23 protein-coding genes, 1 tRNA gene and 2 pseudogenes are annotated in these 21,581 nt (G+C 50.2%); 11 read left to right on the plus strand and 15 right to left on the minus strand.

The genetic code is table 11. The features are described 5' to 3' along the window. Positions 1-30 precede the first annotated feature (30 nt). The 3 genes from NSQ80_RS13575 to NSQ80_RS13585 all read right to left on the minus strand — a co-directional run bounded on the left by NSQ80_RS13575 (position 31) and on the right by NSQ80_RS13585 (position 1,313). Complete coding sequence (locus NSQ80_RS13575) at positions 31-270, minus strand: DUF3892 domain-containing protein (protein ID WP_323076926.1); 240 nt, start codon at positions 268-270, stop codon at positions 31-33. A gap of 68 nt (positions 271-338) precedes the next feature. Continuing rightward, complete coding sequence (locus NSQ80_RS13580) at positions 339-791, minus strand: GNAT family N-acetyltransferase (protein ID WP_009227125.1); 453 nt, start codon at positions 789-791, stop codon at positions 339-341. Between the two features lie 240 nt (positions 792-1,031). Further along, on the minus strand, positions 1,032-1,313 hold the full coding sequence (locus NSQ80_RS13585; RefSeq protein WP_323076928.1) for a hypothetical protein: 282 nt from the start codon (positions 1,311-1,313) through the stop codon (positions 1,032-1,034). Between the two features lie 242 nt (positions 1,314-1,555). On the opposite strand from NSQ80_RS13585, the gene NSQ80_RS13590 reads away from it, so the two are divergent. Together NSQ80_RS13590 and NSQ80_RS13595 are read left to right on the plus strand one after the other, a co-directional pair. Next, positions 1,556-1,628, plus strand: a tRNA-Val gene (locus NSQ80_RS13590). 143 nt (positions 1,629-1,771) lie between these two features. Beyond that, positions 1,772-2,356, plus strand: a complete 585-nt coding sequence (locus tag NSQ80_RS13595; protein ID WP_009227128.1) for a hypothetical protein — start codon at positions 1,772-1,774, stop codon at positions 2,354-2,356. 432 nt (positions 2,357-2,788) lie between these two features. On the opposite strand, the gene NSQ80_RS13600 is transcribed toward NSQ80_RS13595, so the two are convergent. Beyond that, complete coding sequence (locus NSQ80_RS13600) at positions 2,789-2,968, minus strand: hypothetical protein (protein WP_311202309.1); 180 nt, start codon at positions 2,966-2,968, stop codon at positions 2,789-2,791. Continuing rightward, entirely contained in the window at positions 2,965-3,657 is a 693-nt protein-coding gene (locus NSQ80_RS13605) for a metallophosphoesterase (protein ID WP_323079104.1), read from the minus strand. Before NSQ80_RS13605 ends, NSQ80_RS13600 begins: the two co-directional genes overlap by 4 nt. Before the next feature lie 444 nt (positions 3,658-4,101). Here NSQ80_RS13605 and NSQ80_RS13610 point away from each other — a divergent pair, with 444 nt between their 5' ends. The 3 genes from NSQ80_RS13610 to NSQ80_RS13620 all read left to right on the plus strand — a co-directional run bounded on the left by NSQ80_RS13610 (position 4,102) and on the right by NSQ80_RS13620 (position 5,814). Next, positions 4,102-4,866, plus strand: coding sequence for a polysaccharide deacetylase family protein (locus tag NSQ80_RS13610; protein WP_323076929.1), 765 nt, complete (start codon positions 4,102-4,104; stop codon positions 4,864-4,866). Between the two features lie 25 nt (positions 4,867-4,891). Next, the gene (locus NSQ80_RS13615; protein WP_323076930.1) at positions 4,892-5,080 is read left to right on the plus strand and encodes a hypothetical protein; all 189 of its coding nucleotides are present in this window, start codon (positions 4,892-4,894) and stop codon (positions 5,078-5,080) included. Positions 5,081-5,274: 194 nt separating this feature from the next. Beyond that, complete coding sequence (locus NSQ80_RS13620; protein ID WP_339299436.1) at positions 5,275-5,814, plus strand: DoxX family protein; 540 nt, start codon at positions 5,275-5,277, stop codon at positions 5,812-5,814. Positions 5,815-5,904: 90 nt separating this feature from the next. Here NSQ80_RS13620 and ltrA read toward each other — a convergent pair whose 3' ends face one another. Beyond that, positions 5,905-7,323 (minus strand): group II intron reverse transcriptase/maturase, encoded by a 1,419-nt coding sequence (gene ltrA, locus NSQ80_RS13625; RefSeq protein WP_036646752.1) that lies wholly within the window; start codon positions 7,321-7,323, stop codon positions 5,905-5,907. 449 nt (positions 7,324-7,772) lie between these two features. Beyond that, a complete protein-coding gene (locus tag NSQ80_RS13630) occupies positions 7,773-8,381 on the minus strand; it encodes a phosphatase PAP2 family protein (protein WP_339299440.1) in 609 nt (202 codons plus the stop codon). A 226-nt stretch (positions 8,382-8,607) separates the two neighbouring features. Between NSQ80_RS13630 and NSQ80_RS13635 the strand changes: the two are divergent. Together NSQ80_RS13635 and NSQ80_RS13640 are read left to right on the plus strand one after the other, a co-directional pair. Beyond that, positions 8,608-8,754: pseudogene (locus tag NSQ80_RS13635) on the plus strand (hypothetical protein); the annotation flags it as partial. An 89-nt stretch (positions 8,755-8,843) separates the two neighbouring features. After that, positions 8,844-9,479, plus strand: coding sequence for a metalloregulator ArsR/SmtB family transcription factor (locus NSQ80_RS13640; RefSeq protein ID WP_323076933.1), 636 nt, complete (start codon positions 8,844-8,846; stop codon positions 9,477-9,479). 47 nt (positions 9,480-9,526) lie between these two features. Here the strand turns inward: NSQ80_RS13640 and NSQ80_RS13645 are convergent, their stop codons facing one another. Beyond that, a complete protein-coding gene (locus NSQ80_RS13645; protein WP_009225662.1) occupies positions 9,527-9,778 on the minus strand; it encodes a DUF1450 domain-containing protein in 252 nt (83 codons plus the stop codon). Between the two features lie 197 nt (positions 9,779-9,975). Here NSQ80_RS13645 and NSQ80_RS13650 point away from each other — a divergent pair, with 197 nt between their 5' ends. Continuing rightward, positions 9,976-10,593, plus strand: a complete 618-nt coding sequence (locus NSQ80_RS13650) for a superoxide dismutase (RefSeq protein WP_036645681.1) — start codon at positions 9,976-9,978, stop codon at positions 10,591-10,593. Positions 10,594-10,694: 101 nt separating this feature from the next. On the opposite strand, the gene NSQ80_RS13655 is transcribed toward NSQ80_RS13650, so the two are convergent. Then, entirely contained in the window at positions 10,695-11,720 is a 1,026-nt protein-coding gene (locus tag NSQ80_RS13655; protein WP_339299445.1) for a LacI family DNA-binding transcriptional regulator, read from the minus strand. 113 nt (positions 11,721-11,833) lie between these two features. Between NSQ80_RS13655 and NSQ80_RS13660 the strand changes: the two genes are divergently transcribed. The 3 genes and pseudogenes from NSQ80_RS13660 to NSQ80_RS13670 all read left to right on the plus strand — a co-directional run. Beyond that, complete coding sequence (locus NSQ80_RS13660) at positions 11,834-12,748, plus strand: ROK family protein (RefSeq protein WP_009225659.1); 915 nt, start codon at positions 11,834-11,836, stop codon at positions 12,746-12,748. A gap of 29 nt (positions 12,749-12,777) precedes the next feature. After that, a complete protein-coding gene (gene manA / locus NSQ80_RS13665; RefSeq protein WP_339299447.1) occupies positions 12,778-13,722 on the plus strand; it encodes a mannose-6-phosphate isomerase, class I in 945 nt (314 codons plus the stop codon). A gap of 190 nt (positions 13,723-13,912) precedes the next feature. After that, positions 13,913-14,008: pseudogene (locus tag NSQ80_RS13670) on the plus strand (IS3 family transposase); the annotation flags it as partial. Between the two features lie 149 nt (positions 14,009-14,157). On the opposite strand, the gene NSQ80_RS13675 reads toward NSQ80_RS13670, so the two are convergent. The 6 genes from NSQ80_RS13675 to NSQ80_RS13700 all read right to left on the minus strand — a co-directional run bounded on the left by NSQ80_RS13675 (position 14,158) and on the right by NSQ80_RS13700 (position 21,472). After that, the gene (locus NSQ80_RS13675) at positions 14,158-15,084 is read right to left on the minus strand and encodes an AraC family transcriptional regulator (RefSeq protein WP_255315409.1); all 927 of its coding nucleotides are present in this window, start codon (positions 15,082-15,084) and stop codon (positions 14,158-14,160) included. Between the two features lie 7 nt (positions 15,085-15,091). Further along, positions 15,092-16,141, minus strand: coding sequence for an arabinogalactan endo-1,4-beta-galactosidase (locus NSQ80_RS13680; RefSeq protein WP_307719283.1), 1,050 nt, complete (start codon positions 16,139-16,141; stop codon positions 15,092-15,094). A gap of 27 nt (positions 16,142-16,168) precedes the next feature. Next, positions 16,169-17,011 carry a sugar ABC transporter permease gene (locus NSQ80_RS13685; protein WP_085279819.1) on the minus strand — a complete coding sequence of 281 codons (843 nt, stop codon included), beginning with the start codon at positions 17,009-17,011 and terminating at the stop codon, positions 16,169-16,171. Then, positions 17,008-18,330, minus strand: coding sequence for an ABC transporter permease subunit (locus tag NSQ80_RS13690; RefSeq protein ID WP_339299456.1), 1,323 nt, complete (start codon positions 18,328-18,330; stop codon positions 17,008-17,010). The genes NSQ80_RS13685 and NSQ80_RS13690 overlap by 4 nt, the downstream gene beginning before the upstream one ends. 27 nt (positions 18,331-18,357) lie before the next feature. Further along, positions 18,358-19,650, minus strand: coding sequence for an extracellular solute-binding protein (locus NSQ80_RS13695; protein WP_339299458.1), 1,293 nt, complete (start codon positions 19,648-19,650; stop codon positions 18,358-18,360). Between the two features lie 184 nt (positions 19,651-19,834). Next, positions 19,835-21,472: a glycosyl hydrolase 53 family protein gene (locus tag NSQ80_RS13700; RefSeq protein WP_339299460.1), complete on the minus strand. Its 1,638-nt coding sequence runs from the start codon at positions 21,470-21,472 to the stop codon at positions 19,835-19,837. Positions 21,473-21,581 lie beyond the last annotated feature (109 nt).

Genomic DNA, 21,581 nt, shown 5'->3' on the forward strand with positions numbered 1-21,581 from the left:
CTTTTTCTAAATATAGGATATGGATCAACGTTATTCGAAGCTAGGCAAGTTATCCAAGTTGTTGGACGGATCTCCATCAGCATCGCCGCGGATATACATCTCTCCGTCCCGTCCCTTAAACACATTGACGCCGGCGATCGCACCTGCCTTCACTTCCTGCAGGGCTTGCTGGTAATCCAGCACGCGGCCGCTGGACGTCTTGAACGCGACCAAATTCCCGTCACCGTTCTTCCGCACGGCAATAAACGTTTCTCTGGTATTCAGGGCCATCGGCTAGCTCATCTCCTCTTCATTAAGATTAGATCTAGCTTGCCCCAAAACCTCCAAACCTATGACCTTTACGATTTTAACGACTTGACCATCCGGACGTGCGGAATACCGGCGTCATCAAACGGTTCAGTCGAGATTGTCTCATAGCCGAGTTTAGCATAGAACCCTTCGGCATGGCATTGAGCATCCAGCACCGACTTCGTGAGACCGAGCTCCCGTGCCAGCTCCTCTAAGGCGAGCAGCAGGATTTTGCCTACGCCTTTCGAGCGGTACGGCTCACGTACGGCGATCCGCTGCATTTTGGCGGCATTGTCTTTATAGTAAATCAATCTGCCTGTCGCAACATAGTCCCCTTCCAATTCGATCAGCACATGATGTACATCCGGGCCAATCTGGTCATACTCATCAATTTCCAATTCAACGGGGACCTTCTGTTCCTCGACGAACACCTCTTTGCGGATGTCCAGGCATTTCTGTAATTGCTCCTCATGATCGACATGAATGATTGTTGCAGCCGACACTTCGTTCCCCTCCCACCATTGCTTGTCTGTTGGATCATCTAAACTGCATCATTATACAAAAAAATCATTTTCATGTATAGTTGTCTCATGGACATCGATGGAAAGGAGCTGGCTTAGGGGTATGGTCATGGGCGTAACAATCGCCGCTGCGGTCGTCATCGCGGTTTTGCTGATTGCCTCCATGTTTTACACGACGAAGAAAGGCTACTCCCGCAAATGGGACGAGGAAGACTAAAGCATTTATTCCGTGGAATACACATCCTCTACAATCGTAGGCGAATACACGCCGTCCGACACGGATGGCCCAAACGGCCAAGGGAATGCGCCGGCCTGCCGGCTTAGGGTCTCCGCGTTTGGCGCCATGCGGCAGGCGCTGGTCAGGGCCAGCAGCAAGACGGCCCCCGCGACGGCAACCCAAAGGGACCGCGGCCGTTTCGTCTCGCTCTTCGGCGACGAGATTTGATCATTGCTGTTGTTATGATGGTTAAGGCCAATATGGCGGTGATGGTGGTTCCAACGCATGTTCACTTCTTCCTTTCGTTACGTGGTGCCTGTCTGTCTGATATATGCGTGTCATGGATGTATGCAGTGCTGACTGTATGCGCGTCTTGAATGAAATGCAGCGTCGTGACGTCATGCGCCTTACCACTCGGACACGCATTCCTCCACCATTGTTGACAGAGGACAGACACCTTATACTCTAGGAAAGTGTTGACAAGAACCCCACCGCCTGATAAGATAATTTTTGTCTTCACTATAAGTTTGATCTGCTAGCTCAGCTGGGAGAGCACCATCTTGACAGGGTGGGGGTCAGTGGTTCGAGCCCACTGCAGATCATAGAGAAAATCCCTTAAAGCATAAGCTTTAAGGGATTTTTTATTTTCTCTTTTGTCAGATTAAGATGGCCTCCGATTCGAAGATAATATAGTATATAACTGGTATTTACTGTATAATAGGGAATAGCCAAAGGGGTGGTCCTTTTGAAAAAAATCATGTACGTTTGTTTGATCGTTGTTCTTCTGATGCTAGCTGGCGGTTGCGGAACTGGGGCAAAGAACAATGATATCTCACCCATTGCTGAGGATGTCGAGCAAACTCCCGGGACTTCGCCAGGCTTATCCATAAGAGATGGTGTAGCCGTATGGGACCCAGGCTCAGAGTGTTGCAAATCTTTTGAAGATACCTTGAATGAAGTGCCATTTGAGGTTTCTATTCCAAAAGTTCCTTTTCCGATTACCCATCAGTCTGCCGATATCGTCCCAGCTAACTTTGACTTGATCCAATTGACCTTTGCTAATGAAGAGCGAGGAGAGCAACTGATACTGGCTGTTTCAAATTCGCAGGTAAAGTCCAAACCGGATGGTAAAAAGGGGCCAAAATTAAGTGATGGCACACAAACCTGGATCCAAAGCACACCAAGCTTAAGCGGGCTCTATTGGAGAAAGCAAGGATTAACCTATGCCTTAGGATCGAACAAGGTGGAAGATGGTAACTTTGTTCCTTTGTACAGTATTTCTGAACTCGTTCAGATTGCTAACTCTATTGTCCAACCTCCCCACCTCTAACGGACCGTACCGACCTTATTTGTTCATTTCCCGGAGATTTCCCGAGCTAACGGACTCAAGTGACCTTATTGGGCAAAAATACTCATCGATTCAACGCAACAGACCCGAATAAGGTCTCTGAGGTCCGTTAAAACGGGTAGGCTTGCGTCCGAACCCAAATAACGGCTCTGGTGTCCGTTAGCGCAGCCGAGATGCCAGCTAGCAGCTATCAGCAAACCGCAAACACGCTACCTTCTACCATCTACCAGCCAACATCAAACAGCTAGCATCTACCAGCTATCAAATATCCGCAAGCAGCAAACGGCCTCTTGCTTCTTGCCTTTGTTCCGTCGCGCCATAGCACCGCACAAAAAACACCCGCCCCTAAAGGTGCGCGTTCTCGTTAAAGTATGTTACTGTTCACCATACGTCCACCCGATTTCCAATCACCTGCTACCCCCGCGGATACTCCACCCGAAACTGTGCGGACTCCATCCATTCGCCGCGGGTAAAGTCCCGACCGCGTACGAGGACATGGTCGCGATAAACTTCGACGTAGAAGCCTTGGCTGCCGTCCTTGTGTTCGTCTTCGTCGGTCCACAGGTCGGCGACCGAAGCGGCATTGAACATCACCGGCCCTCGCCCTCCACACCATAAGAAGTGTGAGAGGCATCCAACTCCCAATGGGTATGCCCCGTAAAGAGAATCGCCTGCGGGTGACGGGCCAGCACGGCACGGAGATCCGCATCCTGCACAACGCCGTACCAGCGCTGCGCTTCGTAGGAGCCGGCGACCGTGTTAAGCAGCGGCTGATGCAGGAAGACGAAAACCGGGCGGTCTGCCGCAGCGTTTTCCCCTAACTTGTCATCGAGCCAAGCCAGCTGCTTCTCCGACAACGAGCTAAACAACTCCAGCCCTTCTTCCGTTCCAAGAAAAATAAAATGATACCCATCAATCCAATGATCATGATAAATGCCCTCCGCCCCGGTACCGCGCAAAAATTGTCCCAAACGCGCCTCCCAGTTCTCCAATGCGACATCATGGTTGCCCATCGTCACATATAGCGGAGGCACTGCTCCGCCAAACCGATGCCAATTTCGGTTCCACGCTTCGTATTCATCCGGAAATCCGTGATCCGTCACGTCTCCCGCATGCATGATGCCAACGCTTCCCGTGCCATTTGCCGCGATATCTTGCAGCGCCCGCTCCAAGTTGACGTTATGCGTATGCTGCTCATCTGCTCGAACATGCGTGTCGGTAATAACCCTGAAACGAAAGCAAAAGCTCCTCGTCCCGCCGTCCTTCCCCTGCCTGCTGCTCATTGCGATCAACCATTCCCTTAGCCTCCCTTACCACTCATATTCAATCCGACAACACCGAGGACAATCACGCCAATCCACAGGATCGAAGATAGCGACAATTTCTCTGGGACAGGATGACTCCCGCCAAAGAAATCAGCACGATGTCCACCCCTAACCATACCGCATAAACGGTACTTACCTTAATATACTACGACATCCTGTTTTCGAGGATCGGCCGTAAGAGCAAAAGCAACATGAGCTATGCCGTGCGTTCGAAACGAGCTGGAAACTCCCGAAGAGGAACGCAAACGGTGCCTGGAGGATTTGCACAAGCTCAAGGTTCACCCTTCCATGGATAAAAGCACCGCCAACCAGCCAAACTAAACGGACAGCGCCGACAGGAAGCTGCGAGTTTCCCCGGACGGACAAGCGCTCAAGTATAGTTGATGGAGGCACGTAGAACCGATGGTCAAAATCAAACTGGGAGCAGCGCTCACCATCGCCCTTGCCGCTGCGCTGCTCGCCCCTGCAACAGAGGCATCCTCCCCGGTTCATGGCAAGCAAAGAAGCTATTATGAGGAACGCGGGGACATTGTGTGGGAAGTGCCGACGCAAGAAAAATACATCGCCTTAACCTTTGATGACGGACCGGATGAGCAGCAAACTCCGAAAATTCTCGAGCTTCTAGAGAAGTATCATGCGAAGGCGACCTTCTTTGTTGTGGGCGACCGGGTGAATCGATTCCCCGAAATCGTCAAAATGGAACAAGCCGCGGGCCATGAAATCGGCAACCATTCCTATCACCATCCTTCCTTTCATCGGCTGGCGCTACCGGCCTTGAAGGAAGAAATGGCCATGACCCAGGAAGCCGTATTCGAGACCACCGGACGTAAACCGGTCCTCTTCCGCCCCCCGGGCGGATATTATAATGATGCCATTGTCGAGCTAACCAAACATAACAACCTGCAGATGATCCTCTGGTCCTGGCATCAGGATACGAAGGACTGGACGTCACCCGGCGTACGCAGAATCGTGCGCAAGGTGCTGGACAACGCCCGCAACGGTGATATTATCCTGATGCATGATTACGTGTATAACAGCACGCAGACGATCGAAGCGTTAAAGGTCATTTTGCCGGAACTGCAAAGCCGGGGTTATCGCTTCGTTACCGTATCCGAACTGCTGACGCATAAAGTTACGCCGGATCATCATATTAAGGTTGACCACTAGACTTCATTGGAAAGGAGCAACACAGATGGATAAGGAGCAGAATACCCTGCCTTCTGGGGAAGGCTCCGGCGTGGATCCGATTCCCGTTCCGAAACACCCTACCTCGGCCACCGAGAAGCTCGAAGATTTGGTTGGCGAGATGATGGAGGAATGGACGGAAACCTTTACGGGTGAGGCGGAAGAAAAGAATCAGAGCAAGGATCAAGCCAAATAAGTGAAATCCACCAAACATGCAGCAAGACGGGGCTTCAGCCCGCCTTGCTGTTTTATATTAAAATTTATTTTCTCAATTTTTGATATTTGTGATTTAAATCACATATATAGTGAAATAAATCACATATAATAAAGACATCAAAGATGATCATCCGAAAAACAAAAAACCAACGATAAATAAAAGGAGTGGTTCTTATGTTTAACAATTTCCTGAGAACAAACAAAGTGGCGATGTGGCTCCTGACCGTTATCCGCGTCTACCTGGGCTACCAATGGATCGAAGCCGGCTATCATAAAATCACCGGAGGCTTCGATGCCGCAGGCTTCCTGACCGGAGCGATCGCGAACAGCACTGGCGACCATCCGGCCGTACAAGGCTGGTGGGCAGCCTTCCTGGAACACTTTGCCTTGCCGAATGTCGGACTCTTTAACTTCCTGGTGCCTTACGGTGAATTCCTGGTTGGCCTGGGGCTGATCCTCGGTACCTTCACCACCTTCGCTGCACTGATGGGCTTCGTGATGAACGCCGCGTTCCTCTTCTCGGGTACGGTAAGCACCAACGCGCAAATGTTGATCCTTGAAGTACTGATTCTCGTCGCTGCAGCTAACGCTGGTAAAATCGGCCTCGACTACTACGTGATGCCTTACCTCCGCAAGTTGTTCCACAAAAAAGGCGATGCCGGAACGCAAGCCCCGACGCCTAAGCAACCGCTGAACATTAAACACACGGCGTAAGCGCCGCACAATCGGGTAGGAGGCTACCCATTAATTGGGCAGCCGACCTCCCACACCACCGTACGTACCGTTCGGTATACGGCGGTTCCATTAGGAATGCGCAGTAACTTGTCGATAATAATCAGAAAAGAAAAGGAATCCGAGGTTCTTCAGCCTATTGTTACCGAGGGACTTCGAGAGGATTGGGCTATTGGAGATTCTCCAATAGCCCTTTCTTGTGTTTGCGTATTCCCACGCCTTCTGTTCATGAATTCCGAGCGATATAAGCCTTTCGAGTTTCGTCCTCACTCGTTTCCATTGCTTCCAGAAGACCATTCGGATACGCCTTCTCATCCATTTATCAGTGGTTTGGAGTAGTTGTTTCATGTCAGCAAGCTTGAAATAATTTACCCATCCCATGATGTAACGCCTAAGCTTCAGCGCCCGGTCGGTGTTGCCCATTCCGTTGCTTCTCGACGTTAGCTCTTTCACTTTAGCTTTCATCTTGGATACGGATTTGGGATGGATTCTGACCCGCGTTTCCCCTTTGCTCTGGTAGAATGAGAAGCCAAGAAATTTAACTTTTGTCGCATCGTCCACGATCGTTTTCTCCCGGTTTACCTTGAGAAACAACTTCTTCTCGATGTAAGGGAGAATTTTCGTCAGGGTACGCTCCGCACTCCTCCTGCTCCGGCAGAATATGAGCATATCGTCTGCGTATCGCACGAATCGATGTCCTCTTGCTTCCAGTTCCTTGTCCAATTCATTCAGCATGATATTGCTGAGAATCGGACTTAGGTTCCCTCCCTGCGGTACGCCGATTTCCGTGTCCTCAAACTTATGCTTCACGACGACTCCCGCCCGGAGATACTTATGGATGAGCGAGATCACTCGTCCGTCTTTGATCGTTCTTGAAAGCACTTCGATGAGCTTGCTTTGGTTGACGGTGTCAAAGTATTTCTCCAAGTCCATATCCACCACGTAACGATATCCCTCTTGCACGTATTGTTGGCTTCGTTTCATCGCGTGGTGTGCGCTCCGTTTGGGTCGGAATCCGTAGCTGTTGTCTGAAAACTGCCTCTCATAAATTGGCGTAAGCACTTGGGCGATTGCCTGCTGGATGACTCGGTCAACCACTGTTGGAATGCCAAGGTTTCTCTTCTTTCCGTTCTCTTTGGGAATCTCTACCCTTCGAACGGGATTCGGGCGGTACTTGCCGCCCAAGATCAGTTGCTTGATGGTCTCGCCATTGTCTCTGAGATATTGTAGAAGTTCATCTACTCCCATCCCGTCGATTCCGTGCGATCCCTTGTTCGCTTTGACTCTCTTGAATGCTTCGTTCAAGTTGTCCCTGCTAACGATTTTCTCAAGCAACCGGTCCTTCGACTCGGTTGCGTTGGTGTCGTCGGTTTCGGTTATCCTCGCAGGACTGTGCACTCCCGCATATCCTTCGTGTTCCGCACTATTCTTTTGCAGAGAGTCTTCCGTTGGAAGTTGGCTGCCCTTGGCTCCTGTTTCGGTAACTTTCATTGACTTCACCTCCTAAGGTTCAGCCCTTCCCTCGAACCGTCGACTGTTCGCAGTACTATGGCGTCTGCTGACTTCTCATGATAAATCTTGTTTCAACCGTGATTCGAAGTGCATCTCCTCACGTCCATGAGACCTCCCACGGTAAGACGATTCACTTTCCTTCCATATACCCACATCATTTACATTGGTACGTCCGTGTAGTTAATTGGACTTCGTCTTGTTTAGCAGACTCATCCCGTATCCTATGCCTGATGATGTTCGTGTTCCTTGGGCCGGAAGTTTGCCTCCAGCTTCCTTTGGATTCCACCTCGCGGTGGACACCCTTGCTCTTGGCTAGTGGTTGGTAACTACAAACCCCCACAGTGGACTTTCACCACCTAGTTAATCGCCATGCGTGGCACACTATAAAGAAGAAAGCCCGCCATCCGGCGGGCTTTCTTCTCTATTCATTATATTCTGTTTCGGCCCACGGCCCCCCAAGCACACAGCTCGGCGATCACCGCACCCGCGAGAAAGCCGCCTACAATGTCACTGGCATAATGCACGCCCAAGTACAAGCGGCTGACCCCAATCAGCAAAATGATCAGCAGCACCACCACCGCCCAAATGCGATTCCCCACCCTACCGGAACGAAGCAGCAGCAACGCGATCACCCCGAAGAAAGCGGCGGAGATCATCGCATTTCCGCTGGGAAAGCTGTACCCGTCCGGTACAACGAGGCTGTCCCACATGTCAGGTCGTTCCCGGGTGTATAGAGCTTTCAACACTTTGTTCAGCAGCCACCCGCCTGCCAGGCTGATCGTCAGCCAAAAGGCATAACGTCCGTTCCGCAGAACCAGCAATGTCCAAATGAGGGCAATCCCCAGCACCACAACAAAACCGGTGGTTGTTCCCAACTCGGAGATCGCTTTGACCGCCGGAGTGATGCTGTCATTGCGCAGCCCATAGAAAAAGTCCCCGATACTGCGGTCAATCGAACGTAATCCCTCCGTATGTAGCAGCCCGCCCAGCACCACAAACAAGGCAGCAAGCAGGACTGGCAAAAGCCATTTTTTCATCAAAAGTTCCCCTCTCACCTGCATTCACCTGAACCAGATCATTGTACTGGGAACCGGAGGTCCCGGCAACCCTTATTTCCAATTTCATGCTTCCACGGCTTCGCAAGGAAAGAATATCCGCTAGACCCGCATTAATATACTTACTATACTTATATATTGACTAAGTCGAGAGCCTTGGACTACAATGCAGTAGAATTCATCATAGAATAGATAGGTGATTCAAATAATGGAACAATACGCTTATCGCGTATTATTATTTTATAAATTTGTCCGGATCGAGGATCCTGCCGCCTTCACTGCCGAGCATCTGCAATACTGCAAAGAGCTGGGGATCAAGGGACGCATCCTGATCGCCGCCGAAGAACATCACGGCTTCTGTTCGGAGGCGTGCCGGGAAGCCGCTCTCGTCGTCCCGCAAAGCTAAGACCGCCGGAACTTATCACCCGAGAGGGAGTGTCACGCATGAATGCCAAAAGAGACCTTTCCACCCGCGAGCGGATTCTTCATTTAATGAAAACCGCCGGACCTCTGAGTGCCAAAGAGCTTACGACAGAACTGCAGATCACGGAAATGGCGGTGCGCCGCCATCTCGGCACGATGGAACGCGACGGGCTGATCGAATCGAAAATGATTCGGCAGACGGCAGGACGGCCCACTGCTGTGTATGGGTTAACCGAGCTGGCTGAGGGGCTTTTTCCCAAGAGATATCATTCGCTTACGCTGGATCTGCTGGACGAACTGGCTGAGGAGAGCGGCGAAGACATGGTAGACCGCCTGTTCGATCGCCGTAAGGAGAAGCTGAGCCGTAAATATATGTCCGAGATGCAAGGGAAATCGCTGACTGAAAAAGTACGCACGCTCTCGGAGATTCAAAACGACAATGGATATATGACCGAGCTTCAAGAAACCGATCACGGCGAGTATGTCCTGATGGAGCATAACTGCCCGATCTCGCAAATCGCGAACCGCTACAATCATGCCTGCGACTGCGAGCTGAAATTGTTTGAGTCGCTGCTGGATGCCGATGTCGAACGCACGGAATGCTTGGCCCAACAAGGGAGAAAATGTGTGTATGTGATCCGCCAGCGCGAACGCTGAGGAGATCCGCCTATAGAAAAAAGCAGCCTCATGGCTGCTTTTTTTGGTTATATATCATAGACGGCTAACTCGTCCTCAATGGCTTGCTTCACGAGCTGGATACACTCCTCCGTCGTCTTGGCGGAGACGCGTTTGCCGTTCACCAGTGCATACGGTCTAAGCTTACATAACCCGCATAAACTAAGACAGTCCTGCCGCATCACGGCAATTTCGGGGTATTCTTCTTCCAGCTTCTCCAGCTCAAGCGCGCTCATCAGGTTGCTGTCGCACACCTCAACGATAACGATGCCCAACCCCATGACGTCTTTTCACCCCAAACTTGTAGGCTAATGATGCTTGAACCCTCATTATGAAATTCACGAACTGATTTGTCAATGGCTGCGAACGATTTAACATACTTAATATACATCTATGTTGACTAAGTCGGAGTGCGGATTTATAATTAGTTTTGTCGGAATTACTACTACATATTGGAGAAGAAAGGATGGATTTAGAAATGGCACATCAATTACCTGCATTGCCTTACCCGAACAACGCGCTTGAACCTCATATCGATGAAACAACGATGATGATTCACCATGATCGTCACCATAATACGTATGTAACGAACCTGAACGCAGCTCTGGAATCCGCTCCAGAATTGCAATCCAAATCCGTTGAAGAATTGATCAGCGATCTGGACAGCGTTCCTGAAAGCATCCGCACTGCTGTTCGCAACAACGGCGGCGGCCATGCGAACCACTCCCTGTTCTGGGAAACGATCGGCCCGAACGGCGGCGGCCAACCTTCCGGCAAGCTGGCTGAAGCGATCAACAACGAGCTGGGCGGCTTTGACAAATTCAAAGAAGAATTCACGAAAGCAGCTACCACTCGCTTCGGCAGCGGTTGGGCGTTCCTGGCTGTAGATGCTAACGGCAAATTGTCCGTTTACAGCTTGCCGAACCAAGACTCCCCGCTGATGGAAGGCAAAACGCCAATCCTTGGCCTGGACGTATGGGAGCATGCTTACTACCTGAAATATCAAAACAAACGTCCTGACTACATCGCCGCTTTCTTTAACGTCATCAACTGGCCTGCAGTTGAGAAACGTTACGAAGCAGCACTGAACAAATAAGTCAGCGTGTTGGCGTAACGCCTGCACGAACGCGAAAGGGTGTCCACTGGACCGGTGAACCGGCTCTGTGGACACCCTTTTTTTTCATCTAGCCTAGGCCCCTATCCTCTCCGAGCAACAGACTCCCGGACAACCAACGTGGGCGGGATTTGCCAGTGAATCTTCTCGCGGGAACGCCCAAGGTCTGACAGGAGCAAGCTAATTGCGGCATCACACATGCGCTCCTTCTCCACCCGCATCGTCGTCACATTTAAACCCTCGCTGTTGACATAGGGCAAATCGTCAAATCCGGCGATGGAGACATCCTCCGGCAATCGCTTGTTTCGCGTCTTCAAGAGACCGGCCAGCAAATAAGCAATACGATCATTCCCGCAAAAAAACGCCGTCGGCCACTCCCCTAACCCATCCAGAAAATTCGCGATTTCTGCCGCGGTGTAATCATAGCCCTTGGACGTCGTCAAGCAGGCCGCCTCCCGAATGATCAACCCCTGCTCCTTCATCGCTTTCTCAAACCCAAACCAGCGCTCCTCATGACTGGTCGACAGGTTCGTCGGCCCGATAAACCCGATGTCCCGGTGGCCGGCTTCAATTAAGTGTGAGACCGCTGTATAGGCCCCCTCCTGATTGTCCGAGGTGACGGCCGGACAAGGCAGATCGTGGTAGTAGGAATCCATCAGCACCAGCGGCGTGTCCAGCTCCCAAATGCGCTTCGCATACGCCCGGTCCACAATCCCAAACAGAATCACTCCCCGGTACGGAATAACGGTGAACGGTCCCGGCAGCAAACGCGCGGCTTCCATCTCCCGATCAAGCGGGGTGATGACAGCGTTGAGTCCTTTTTTGCGCGCGCTTCGTTCCAATCCCCAAATCATATCGTGAAAAAACTGAAAATGATCATTATCCTGATAGCTCATGATCCGTTCAGGAACGAGCACCAAAATATTCGCTTGTCCGCTCTCTTGGTGCGCGTAAGGTCCGTACCCCAGCTCACGCGCGGTTTCCTGCACGCGGCGGCGCATCTCCTCGCTGACGCCCTTTTTGTTCATTAGCGCCAATGACACCGCATTTTTAGAAATTTGCAGACGGTCAGCGATATCCTGCATCGAGACTTTCTTTTTACGGCCCATTCTTTTCATTCCTTTCGAATCGTGCTACACTTAACCTACATGGTACTTTACAAATATTTATTTTGTCAAGTTTGTCAAGTTGTGAATCTTCAGTTCCACAGGAGGAATGAACTTTGAGTTATGCAATTGGTATCGACATCGGGGGCACGAAGACGGCCATCGGGTTGATTGGCACGGACGGTGAAGTGCGGACGAAGGTATCGCTGCCAACCGATCAGACGGTGGGGCCAGAGGTGATGGTCGACCGGATGGCCGCTGCAATCCAAGATATCCTCACCGCCCAAGGCATCGCAGAGTCCGAGCTTTTAGGCATCGGCGTTGGAGCTCCCGGCCCATTAAACACGAAGGAAGGGAAAATCGCCGAACCGCCGAATTTGCGGGGCTGGTGGAACTTCCCGATCGTCGACTCACTGAAGCGCTACTTCAGTCTGCCGATTCGGCTGGAGAACGACGCTACCGCTGCGGCCCTTGCGGAAAAATGGCTTGGCGCTGCCAAGGATGCCGAGCACTTCGTATTCATCACGATCAGCACGGGCATCGGCGCCGGGATCTACTCCCACGGCAAGCTCATCACTGGAGCAAGCGGGAATGCCGGCGATGTCGGCCATATCGTCGTGGATCCATCCGTTGGTACCTGCGTGTGCGGGCAGAAGGGCTGCTGGGAATTTGTCGCCTCCGGCACCGCGGTCGCAAGACAAGCCTCTGAGCTGCTTGGCCGTGAGGTTTCTTCTAAAGAAGCTTTTGATTTGGCGGCGGCTGGGCAACCTGTGATTCAGGAGCTTGTAGCCAAAGTCTTCGAAAATATCGGCGTTGGCTGTGTCACCTTAATTAATACGTTTGATCCGGAGAAGCTGGTCATCGGTGGCGGCGTCTCCCAGGTTGGCGATCCGTTGTTTAACGCGGTGCGCGACTACGTGTCCAAGTATGCGCTGAACCCTTCGGGACGGCAAACCCCTATCGTTCCCGCCGCGCTTCATCAGGACGCCGGCTTGATCGGCGCCGCTGCCTTAATCCATATTCCATACTGATCTATAGAGACAAAAGGAGTCCGATAACGATGAATGAACCGATTTTTTTGCAGCCGATTTTCCAAGAACGCATTTGGGGCGGCACCAAGCTAAGAGATTTGTTTGGCTATGACATCCCGAATGACCATACCGGCGAATGCTGGGCCGTATCCGCTCACCCGAACGGACAGAGCGTAGTGAAGAACGGACCGTACCAAGGCATGAAGCTGGGGGAATTGTGGACCTCCCATCCGGAGCTGTTCCGTTCCTCGTCCAAGGTGTTCCCGCTGCTGACGAAAATTCTCGACGCCTCCGACGACCTGTCGGTACAGGTCCATCCAGATGACGAGTACGCCGGCAAACACGAGAACGGGGAGCTGGGCAAAACCGAATGCTGGTACATCGTAGATGCCGAACCCGGTGCTGTAATCATTTACGGACATGAAGCCAAAACAAAAGAAGAGCTCGTCTCGATGATCGAAAACGGCGAGTGGGATCGCTTCCTGACGAAAGTGCCGGTTAAACCGGGTGACTTCTTCTATGTTCCAAGCGGAACGCTGCACGCGCTGGGTAAAGGGATCGTCGTGCTCGAAACGCAACAGAGCTCGGATACCACCTACCGGGTATACGACTATGATCGCCGCGACAAAGACGGTAACACCCGTGAGCTGCATCTGGAGAAAGCGATTGACGTTACCACCGTTCCGCAAGCGTATGTACCGGTAACCTATGAAACTAAACAAAAAGACGGTCTGGCAATCACCTCATTCGTCTCCAACTCCTTCTTTACGGTGGAAAAATGGAACGTATCTGGCAATGCTGAGGTTGCGCCAAACGAGAAATATACGATCTTTAGTGTACTCGCTGGCAGTGGAACGCTGACAGCTGGTGAACACCGCTACGATTTGGTGAAAGGCGACCATTTCATCCTGCCAGCAAATTTCGGACCTTACCGTTTCAGCGGTGAACTGGAATTCATCATGTCCCATGAGTAATTAAAAAGGACCGAGATGCCATCTAAACTGGTCCCCATAGACTAGACACTTTGAAAAAAGGGGTTTAGGCTGTGGGGATTTATACTTGTACTAACATCCAGGACGGAGGACATCATGATTAAAAAACTTTTCACCGAATCGGAAAAAGAACATTAGATTTAGCCACGGATACAATTGAGCAATTTGCTTATCTCTAGAAGTACTGTCAATTAAAATTAACCGTTACATCCATTACTACAACATTTATAGATATCAATGGGAACGAAAAAAGATGACCCCTGTGTAATACAGTAATCATCTTGATCTAAAAATGCTCGATACTCTATGCATCTTTATATTTAAATTATAATCTCGTTCCGTATACTTCACTATCCTTACTGCTAATATCTTCACTGCCCATACTGTTCAAAATTTTAAGGAAAACAGGCTTCCAACCTACTCTCCTGTGCTAGCCCAATCTGCATTCAGATGTAACTCGCGGTATTTTCCCGGTGTGATCCCTTCCTTCTTACGGAAGGTTGCCACGAAGTGGCTGACATCATTAAAGCCCGTTTGCTCGGCCACCTCGCGAAGGGCACGATTAGGATGCTGCAGCATGATCTTCTTCGCTTCACGCAGACGCAACTGAATAAGATATGAGTAGGGGCTCATATCAAAAGCCTGCTGAAACAGTTCATGCAGCGCGTTCATGCCAATATGGGCATGTTCTGCAATCTCCTGCAAGCCGATGTTATCAGCTAAATGCTGTTCCATCCAATGGACGATGGGTTGCAGCTTGTTGTAGTATTGTGACAACGACGGGCGGTTATTCAGCATACCGAATTCGCGCAACTGCATCAAGAAATAATAAAGATCTGTAGATACCTCAATCTCGCTATGGGATTCCGCCTGATCGATACGCCGGAACAAGTCGTTGAACAACGCGCCAAAGGACTGCTCCTCCCCCTCCTCGTAGAAGGTCGAGGCATTCATGTTCAAGGACTCCATAATCGACGCCGCGGACGCTCCGCCAAATGTAATATAGATGGTCGACCAACGATCCGACACCGGATAATAGCTATGCGGGGTAAACGGTTTCAATAATACACCCTTTCCTTTGGTGAGCGAAACCGCCTCACCGAGCAATTCAAAGCGACCCTCGCCCTCCAATGTGTGAAGCCAGTGATAATAAGGATAACCTTCAGGGCGTTGAAAAACACGCTCCCATGCGCTATAACCGATCGACTCCAAAAATAAAGGAAGCGAACGCTCGATCGACGAAAACACATAGCGAATGTTCTCATCTCCCCAGTCCAAAAGCTTCACCACCCCTGCATTGTTACCTTTATTATGTAGGATGGCTTGCTTTCCTTTCAACATCATTTTCGGGTCATTCTTCCAAAAATGCATCTAGAGAATTCAGCTTGTTGCCGCTATAGTCAAACAGCGTCAAATTGGACCAGTTGTTTTCATGCCCGACTGACCAGGTTGGCTTGGACGGAATCCAGCAAGGTTCCCAATAATAAAGCCCCAAACCAAGCCCATCAGGCACCTGTTTAATGCGTCGGATCAATTCCTCCAGCCACTTTTTTTGCCCTTCTACCGTCGGCGGAAAACCGGGATACACCCATTCTTCCTTATTAAAGATCAGCGGCTGCTCGTCCGGCGACATCATCGTCCATGGATAAGCCACTTCTACCACGACAATCGGCTTCCGGTAACGCCCAGCCAAATCATACAGATTGTCCGTGAATTCCTCCAGAGTGCCATGCCACCATGAATAATAAGAGAGACCGATAATATCATAATCCGTGTTGAACTCCGCTAGCTTGTCAAAAAAGAAACGGCTGCCCGCATTATCGCCGCCGCGGTCGATATGGATCATAACAGGAATCGGCTGCCCCTCCTTGGGAACAGCCCGCACGCCGCGAACACCAGCAGCGATCAGCGCGGCCAGCTTCTCCCATTGCTGCGGCGTATTGTACTCGCCATCGACGCGCCCCTCATCCCAGATCATGCCGTTGGTAATTTCATTTCCCACCTGCACCATATCCGGCAATGCCCCTTCAGCCTCTAACTCTTTTAAGAAGGAAGCCGTAAACTCCTCCACCTGCTTTACAAGCTCCGGAAAGCTCAAGCCGACCCAAGACTTCGGCATATGTTGCTTGGAGGGATCTGCCCAATAATCGGAATAATGGAAGTCCAGCAAAAAATGCAGCCCTTTCTCCTTGATTCGCTTCGCCATCTTGATCGTTTTTCGCGGATTGCAGTAATCGAACTCCGGATTGTTCCACAGGCGCAAGCGGGCGGAGTTCACTCCGCTGTCCTTTAAAATATCCAACACATCGCGCTTTCGGCCATGTTCATAAAACGCGCCGCCCTCACTTTCAATTTCATCGACAAAAGAAATGTCCGCACCTTTAATAAATTCTATGCTCATTTTCATCCACTCCTTATCTCTTTGCCGTTAACCTTTGGTACCGCCGGCAGCGAGTCCTGATATAAAATACTTTTGCAAAAACAAGTAAATCCCGGCAATCGGAACGGCGATTAATATCGCTCCAGCTGTAAAGACCGTGAAATTACTAGAGTATTTTTCGGTGACAAAATGGTACAAGCCGACCGCCAACGTATATTTGCTCTTATCATGCAGAATGATCGATGGCAAAATAAAATCGAAAATCGGCAGCATAAAGTTAGTCAACGCCACAATCGCTAAAATCGGTGTAATTAAGGGCAGCAAAATCTTGATGAACACACGGATCGGCCCAGCCCCGTCGATCTTCGCCGCATCGTCCAACTCCCGAGAAATCGTGTCTAAATATCCCTTCACCAACCACGCATTAAAAGGAATCTGACCGCCAACATAGATCATAATCAGCCCAATCAAGGTGTCTAACAACCCGATCAAATTTAAAAAGATATAGAGCGCAACCATCGCCATCATAACCGGAAACATCTGCAGCAGCAGGAACACGTACATGCCGCTTTTTCTGCCGACAAACTCAAATCTCGACAAGGCATACGCTGTCATTGATGTAAACAGGATGGACAATAGGCTGCTAATTGTTGAAACATAGAGTGTATTTTTGTACCAGATGAGATAATTGCTCTCCGGGCTGGTGAACAACCAGCGGTAATGCTCCAGCGTCGGCTCCTTGGGGATAATGCTAGACGAATACAAGCTGGTGCCGGCGTTAAAGGACAGGCCGATGGCCCACGCAAGCGGATAGCAGATCACGATCGTCATCAACCCGATGACCAGATAGATCGCTGTTACTTCCAACCGGGATTTCATGCGCCTGCTCATGAATGATCACGCTCCTCTTTAAACGACTTGGTTCTTCTGAATTGGAAGAAAGCGAAGGCGATCACAATTATCCCGATAATCAGGGAGATGGCTGCCGCCATGTTGTAGTTGTTCGTCGTAAAAGTGAGCTTATACACCCAGGAAATCAAGATATCCGTACCGCCGGCCGTCTGCCCGCGAACCGCAGGTCCCCCGCCATTAAACAAATAAATGATATTGAAATTGTTAAAGTTGGACGTGTACTGAATGATTAATAATGGTGTTGTGGCAAACAGCACATGCGGCAAGGTAATATAACGGAATTTCTGCCAGCGCGTACCGCCGTCCACATCGGCAGCCTCGTAGGTATCATGGGAGATGCTCTGCAGCACACCCGTAAATAACGCAAACAAAAACGGAAAACCTAGCCACACCTGAATACTGATCAGGGCAATCTTCGTAAACAACGGATCGGTCAGCCACGGGACTGGAGCGATATTGAACCGGGCTAGGATCGTACGATTGATCGCACCGAATTGATCGTTAAACAACGCGGAAAAAATCATGATCGTCACAAAGTTGGGAATGGCCCACGGCAAAATGAGAATCGTGCGGATCAAACGCTTGAAGCGAATGCGCTTGTCGTTTACCAGCACCGCCAAAAATAATCCCAGGCCAATCTGCAGCGTTGTTGAAACAATCGTCCAGACCAATGTCCAGGACAGCACCTTAAGAAATGACTGGTTCCATATCGGCACCGTTACGAGGTTGATAAAATTGTCAAACCCTACCCAATCGACCAAATTTCGCGGCGGAGAATGGTACAGATCATAGTTGGTGAACGCCAGCGAAATTGCAAACAACAGCGGAAAAACAACGACAAAAATTAATAGAATAAATCCGGGTACGGACAAAATATAAGGAATGCTGTTCATGTACGCTTGCTTTATCGTTTCACGCTGCTTCGGGCGCTGCCAGCCTCTGGCGATTTGCTCTGCCTGCCTTTTGGCGTCCCTGACGTTAAGAACATAAATTACCGCAGCAATCCCGAGCATGAGGAGCGACAGCAGTCCATACACCAGCAGAAAGATCGAATGGTCCACCTTCGGGATCGTCCCCAACGTGACGATCCCCCAGAGACCCAATCCAATAAAATCAGAGAAGGTAATAATAAATGCGAGTTCAATCAGGATAAGTATAATTCCTTTGATATAGCTGCGATTGTACAGCTGCCCCAGGCCAGCAAACAGAATGGACAACACCATCGCCAGCCAGGGCCGGTGCTTCTGATGTATCCCTGGTGTTGGATGCCCTAATGGTACAGCATTTTGCTCTCTCATGGATGATTCCTCCAAAGTACGATATCGTCACTGACCCGTCGCCTTGATTTGGGCCGCGATCTGCTCTGTAACTTCATCTAATACAGACGGCGGATCCTCCCCTTGCACGATAAAATCAACGGCACTGTCCATGTTCCAGACAGCACTCATCTCCGGAATGTTCGGCATCGCTATCCCGCTTTCAATCTGCTGCACGAATCCGCTATACAACGGATCGCCAATATTTTGTTGTGCATCTGGCCGGGCCGGTATTTCCCCCGTGTTCTCGTAATACACTTCCGAACTGTCCGAATTGGTCAGGAAAAGCGCAAGCTGCTTCGCCCAGGACGGATGCTCGGAATAGGCGGAAATAAACCAAGACTTCACCCCAACGAAGGAAGGCGCAGACTTTCCGTTCACTGTCGGAATGGATGCTGTCCCGAGCTGATCTCCCAGCTTATCGGAGTAGGTCTTCATTGCCCATAACCCGTTGATAACCATACCGGCCTTACCCTCCAGAAACAGCGTATCCATCACATCACTGGTCATCGTTACCGGAATACCCGTGCGCTTGATAAAGTCGGCAAAGGCGGTCATGCCCTGTACCGAGCCTTCATTGTTCAAACCAAGATCAGCCGGATCATACTTGCCATCCTTCTCGCCAAAAATATATCCGCCATAATTCGTAATAAACGGAATCACGTAATAAAAATCCGGTACCATCAGAAACGAATACTGATCCTTGGTGGGATCTGTCAACGCAGCGGATAGCTCGGCAACATCCTCCAGGGCAGCTGGCACCTGATCGATCAGCGCCTTATTGTAGTACACCGCATAGGTTTCAATCGAGATCGGGAGGCCATAGATTTGTCCCTCGTACTGTACCGCATTCAGGGCCGCCTCGCTGTACTGCGCACGCTCCTGTTCCGAAAGCTCCACTGGATCAGCCAAACCTTGCACGACAATATCACCTAAACGATCCTGCGGCTGATAGAACAGGTCAGGTCCATTCCCCGCAGGAGCGGCCAAGGCCAGCTTTTGCACCTGCTCGGAGCCGCTGACAGGCACGACTTCCACCGGAAGTCCCGTCTTCGCCGTAAACTCGCCTGCAAGCTGCTCCACCGCTGTCACATGCTTGGCATCGTCATTCGACCATATGATCAATTTATCCGGTTTTTCGTCCTCCCCGCTTCCCTGCTCTTGTACGGCAATCCCTCCATTGCCCCCTCCGTTATTGTCCTCATTGCCGTTTAGCTGCCCCGTCCTGTCGGGTGCACAAGCCGAAAACGCCAGCATGATCATACAAATTAACGAGAATACCATTGTTTTTCTCATTCTCATGTTCATTTCCCCCTTCTCTTCACCTGCTAACGAATCAACCATCAATTTAAATATAAAACGCTTTCAGATTGGTTTATATATAATAAATCTTTGCTACCCGTATAAAAATTCTCCCTCTCCATAGCAAAAAAAAAGCAGATCCAGCAAGACAAAGGCTCGCTGAGGCTGCTTCGAACCGCTGGCGTCAGTTCGTTTTATACAGCTTGACGTGGTCAAGATTCATCCAGTTGTTCGCGTTGGCCTTAGAATAGACGCCGATTTCAATTCGGCCATTAGTGACTTGAATATTCTCGATTTTCACCTTTACCCATTTTTCCGGACTCACGGGAAGATCCACATTACGCTCTGATCCGCCATAGTTCTTGGCATACAGCTGAACCGTATCTTGCCCTCCGCTGTTAAGCACCCAGGCTGACAAAGTATAGGTGCCGTTGGACAATCCAGTGATATTCTGATAGGTGGACGCTTCATACGCGGTGTCGAGCCAGTGCGTAAGTTTGTAGCTACCGGTAACGCCATTGTTCTCGACCTTGATGGCTTGATATGATGCGGTATTGGCCGCCCAGCGGTTCCAAGCTGTTGGCGTCGTTGTCCAGCCATCCGCTTCAAAACTCGGGTTGGATACAAGGTTCACCGGGGTGCTTTCAGTAAATACAGAAACCGTTGATAACAGATTGCCGGAAAAATCGAACAACGTCTGGTTGTCCCACGGATTGGACAATAACCCGGTATCATTATTGTACAGCTTGCCTGCCTCACTTCCCCAATGAGCCCCTTCTACCGGCAACCATGTCGGCTCCCACCAGAAAATACCGCGGCCATGATTGTTCGGCACGTCTTGTACAATTTCTTTCAGATCCCGCAAATATGCCGTCTGGCCCGCAACCGATGCCGGATAGCCGCCAACTTCTTCTTCTGTCGTATAAAAAGAGTTGCCCAGACCATCGCCATCATCCAACGTAAATCCATACGCCGTTTCGACGATCATCACATCCTTATTGTAGCGGTTGCTAATGGCATTCAAATTGTAAGCCAGTTCCCCCATCGTTCCATGCCAGAACGGATAATAGGTTAAACCGATAATGTCGTAATCGACATTTTGCTCTTCGATTTTATCAAACCACCAGGTATACAAGTTGTTGTCGCCTCCATGGTCCAGATGCAGTACGATCTCGATATCCTCGCCCGCTGCCAGAGCCGCATGAATCCCATTAATGGCCGAGGTTAACAATTCGCCAAGTTGGGTAAAATCATCGATCCCCCCACCGACTTTACCGTCATCCCACAGAATACCGCTGCTGGCTTCATTACCGACCTGCACCATATCCGGCAGCGCGTCCGCAGCTTTCATCTGCGTGATGACGCTGTTGGTATAATCGTAGACAGCCGTGAGCAATTGGCTGTAGGTTAAATTTTGCCACGCTTTCGGTTTATTTTGCTTTCCCGGATCGGCCCAGAAATCGCTTAAATGGAAATTGAGCAAGACATCCATACCCAGAGCCTTAGCTCGCTGAGCAAGCGATATCGTCGTCGCCAGATCATTTGTTCCGCCGCCGTACGGATTGCCATCACTATCGTAAGGATCAACCCAGAGACGCAATCGGACTGCATTCATCCCATGATCGCTCAAAATCTCCAATGCATCCTTCTCTACCCCATTATCGTAGAACTTTCCACCCCGTTGCTCCACCTCATGGAGCATGGATACATCCCCGCCCATAATAAAACTGCTTGAAGCTTTCGCCTTCGGTGCCGGAATAATTGCAGGCACAATCAGCACAAATACAGAAGCCAAAGCGATAATCTTCAACCACGCCCTCATTTACCTTGCAACTCCTTTTTATATAATAATTTCTATATCTAAATTATAAAGCGCTTACATATCGGCTTATATATAATAAAACTTTCACAGCTATATAAAAATGTTCACT

The organism is Paenibacillus sp. FSL K6-2441, from assembly GCF_037964765.1.
GTDB lineage: Bacteria > Bacillota > Bacilli > Paenibacillales > Paenibacillaceae > Fontibacillus > Fontibacillus phoenicis.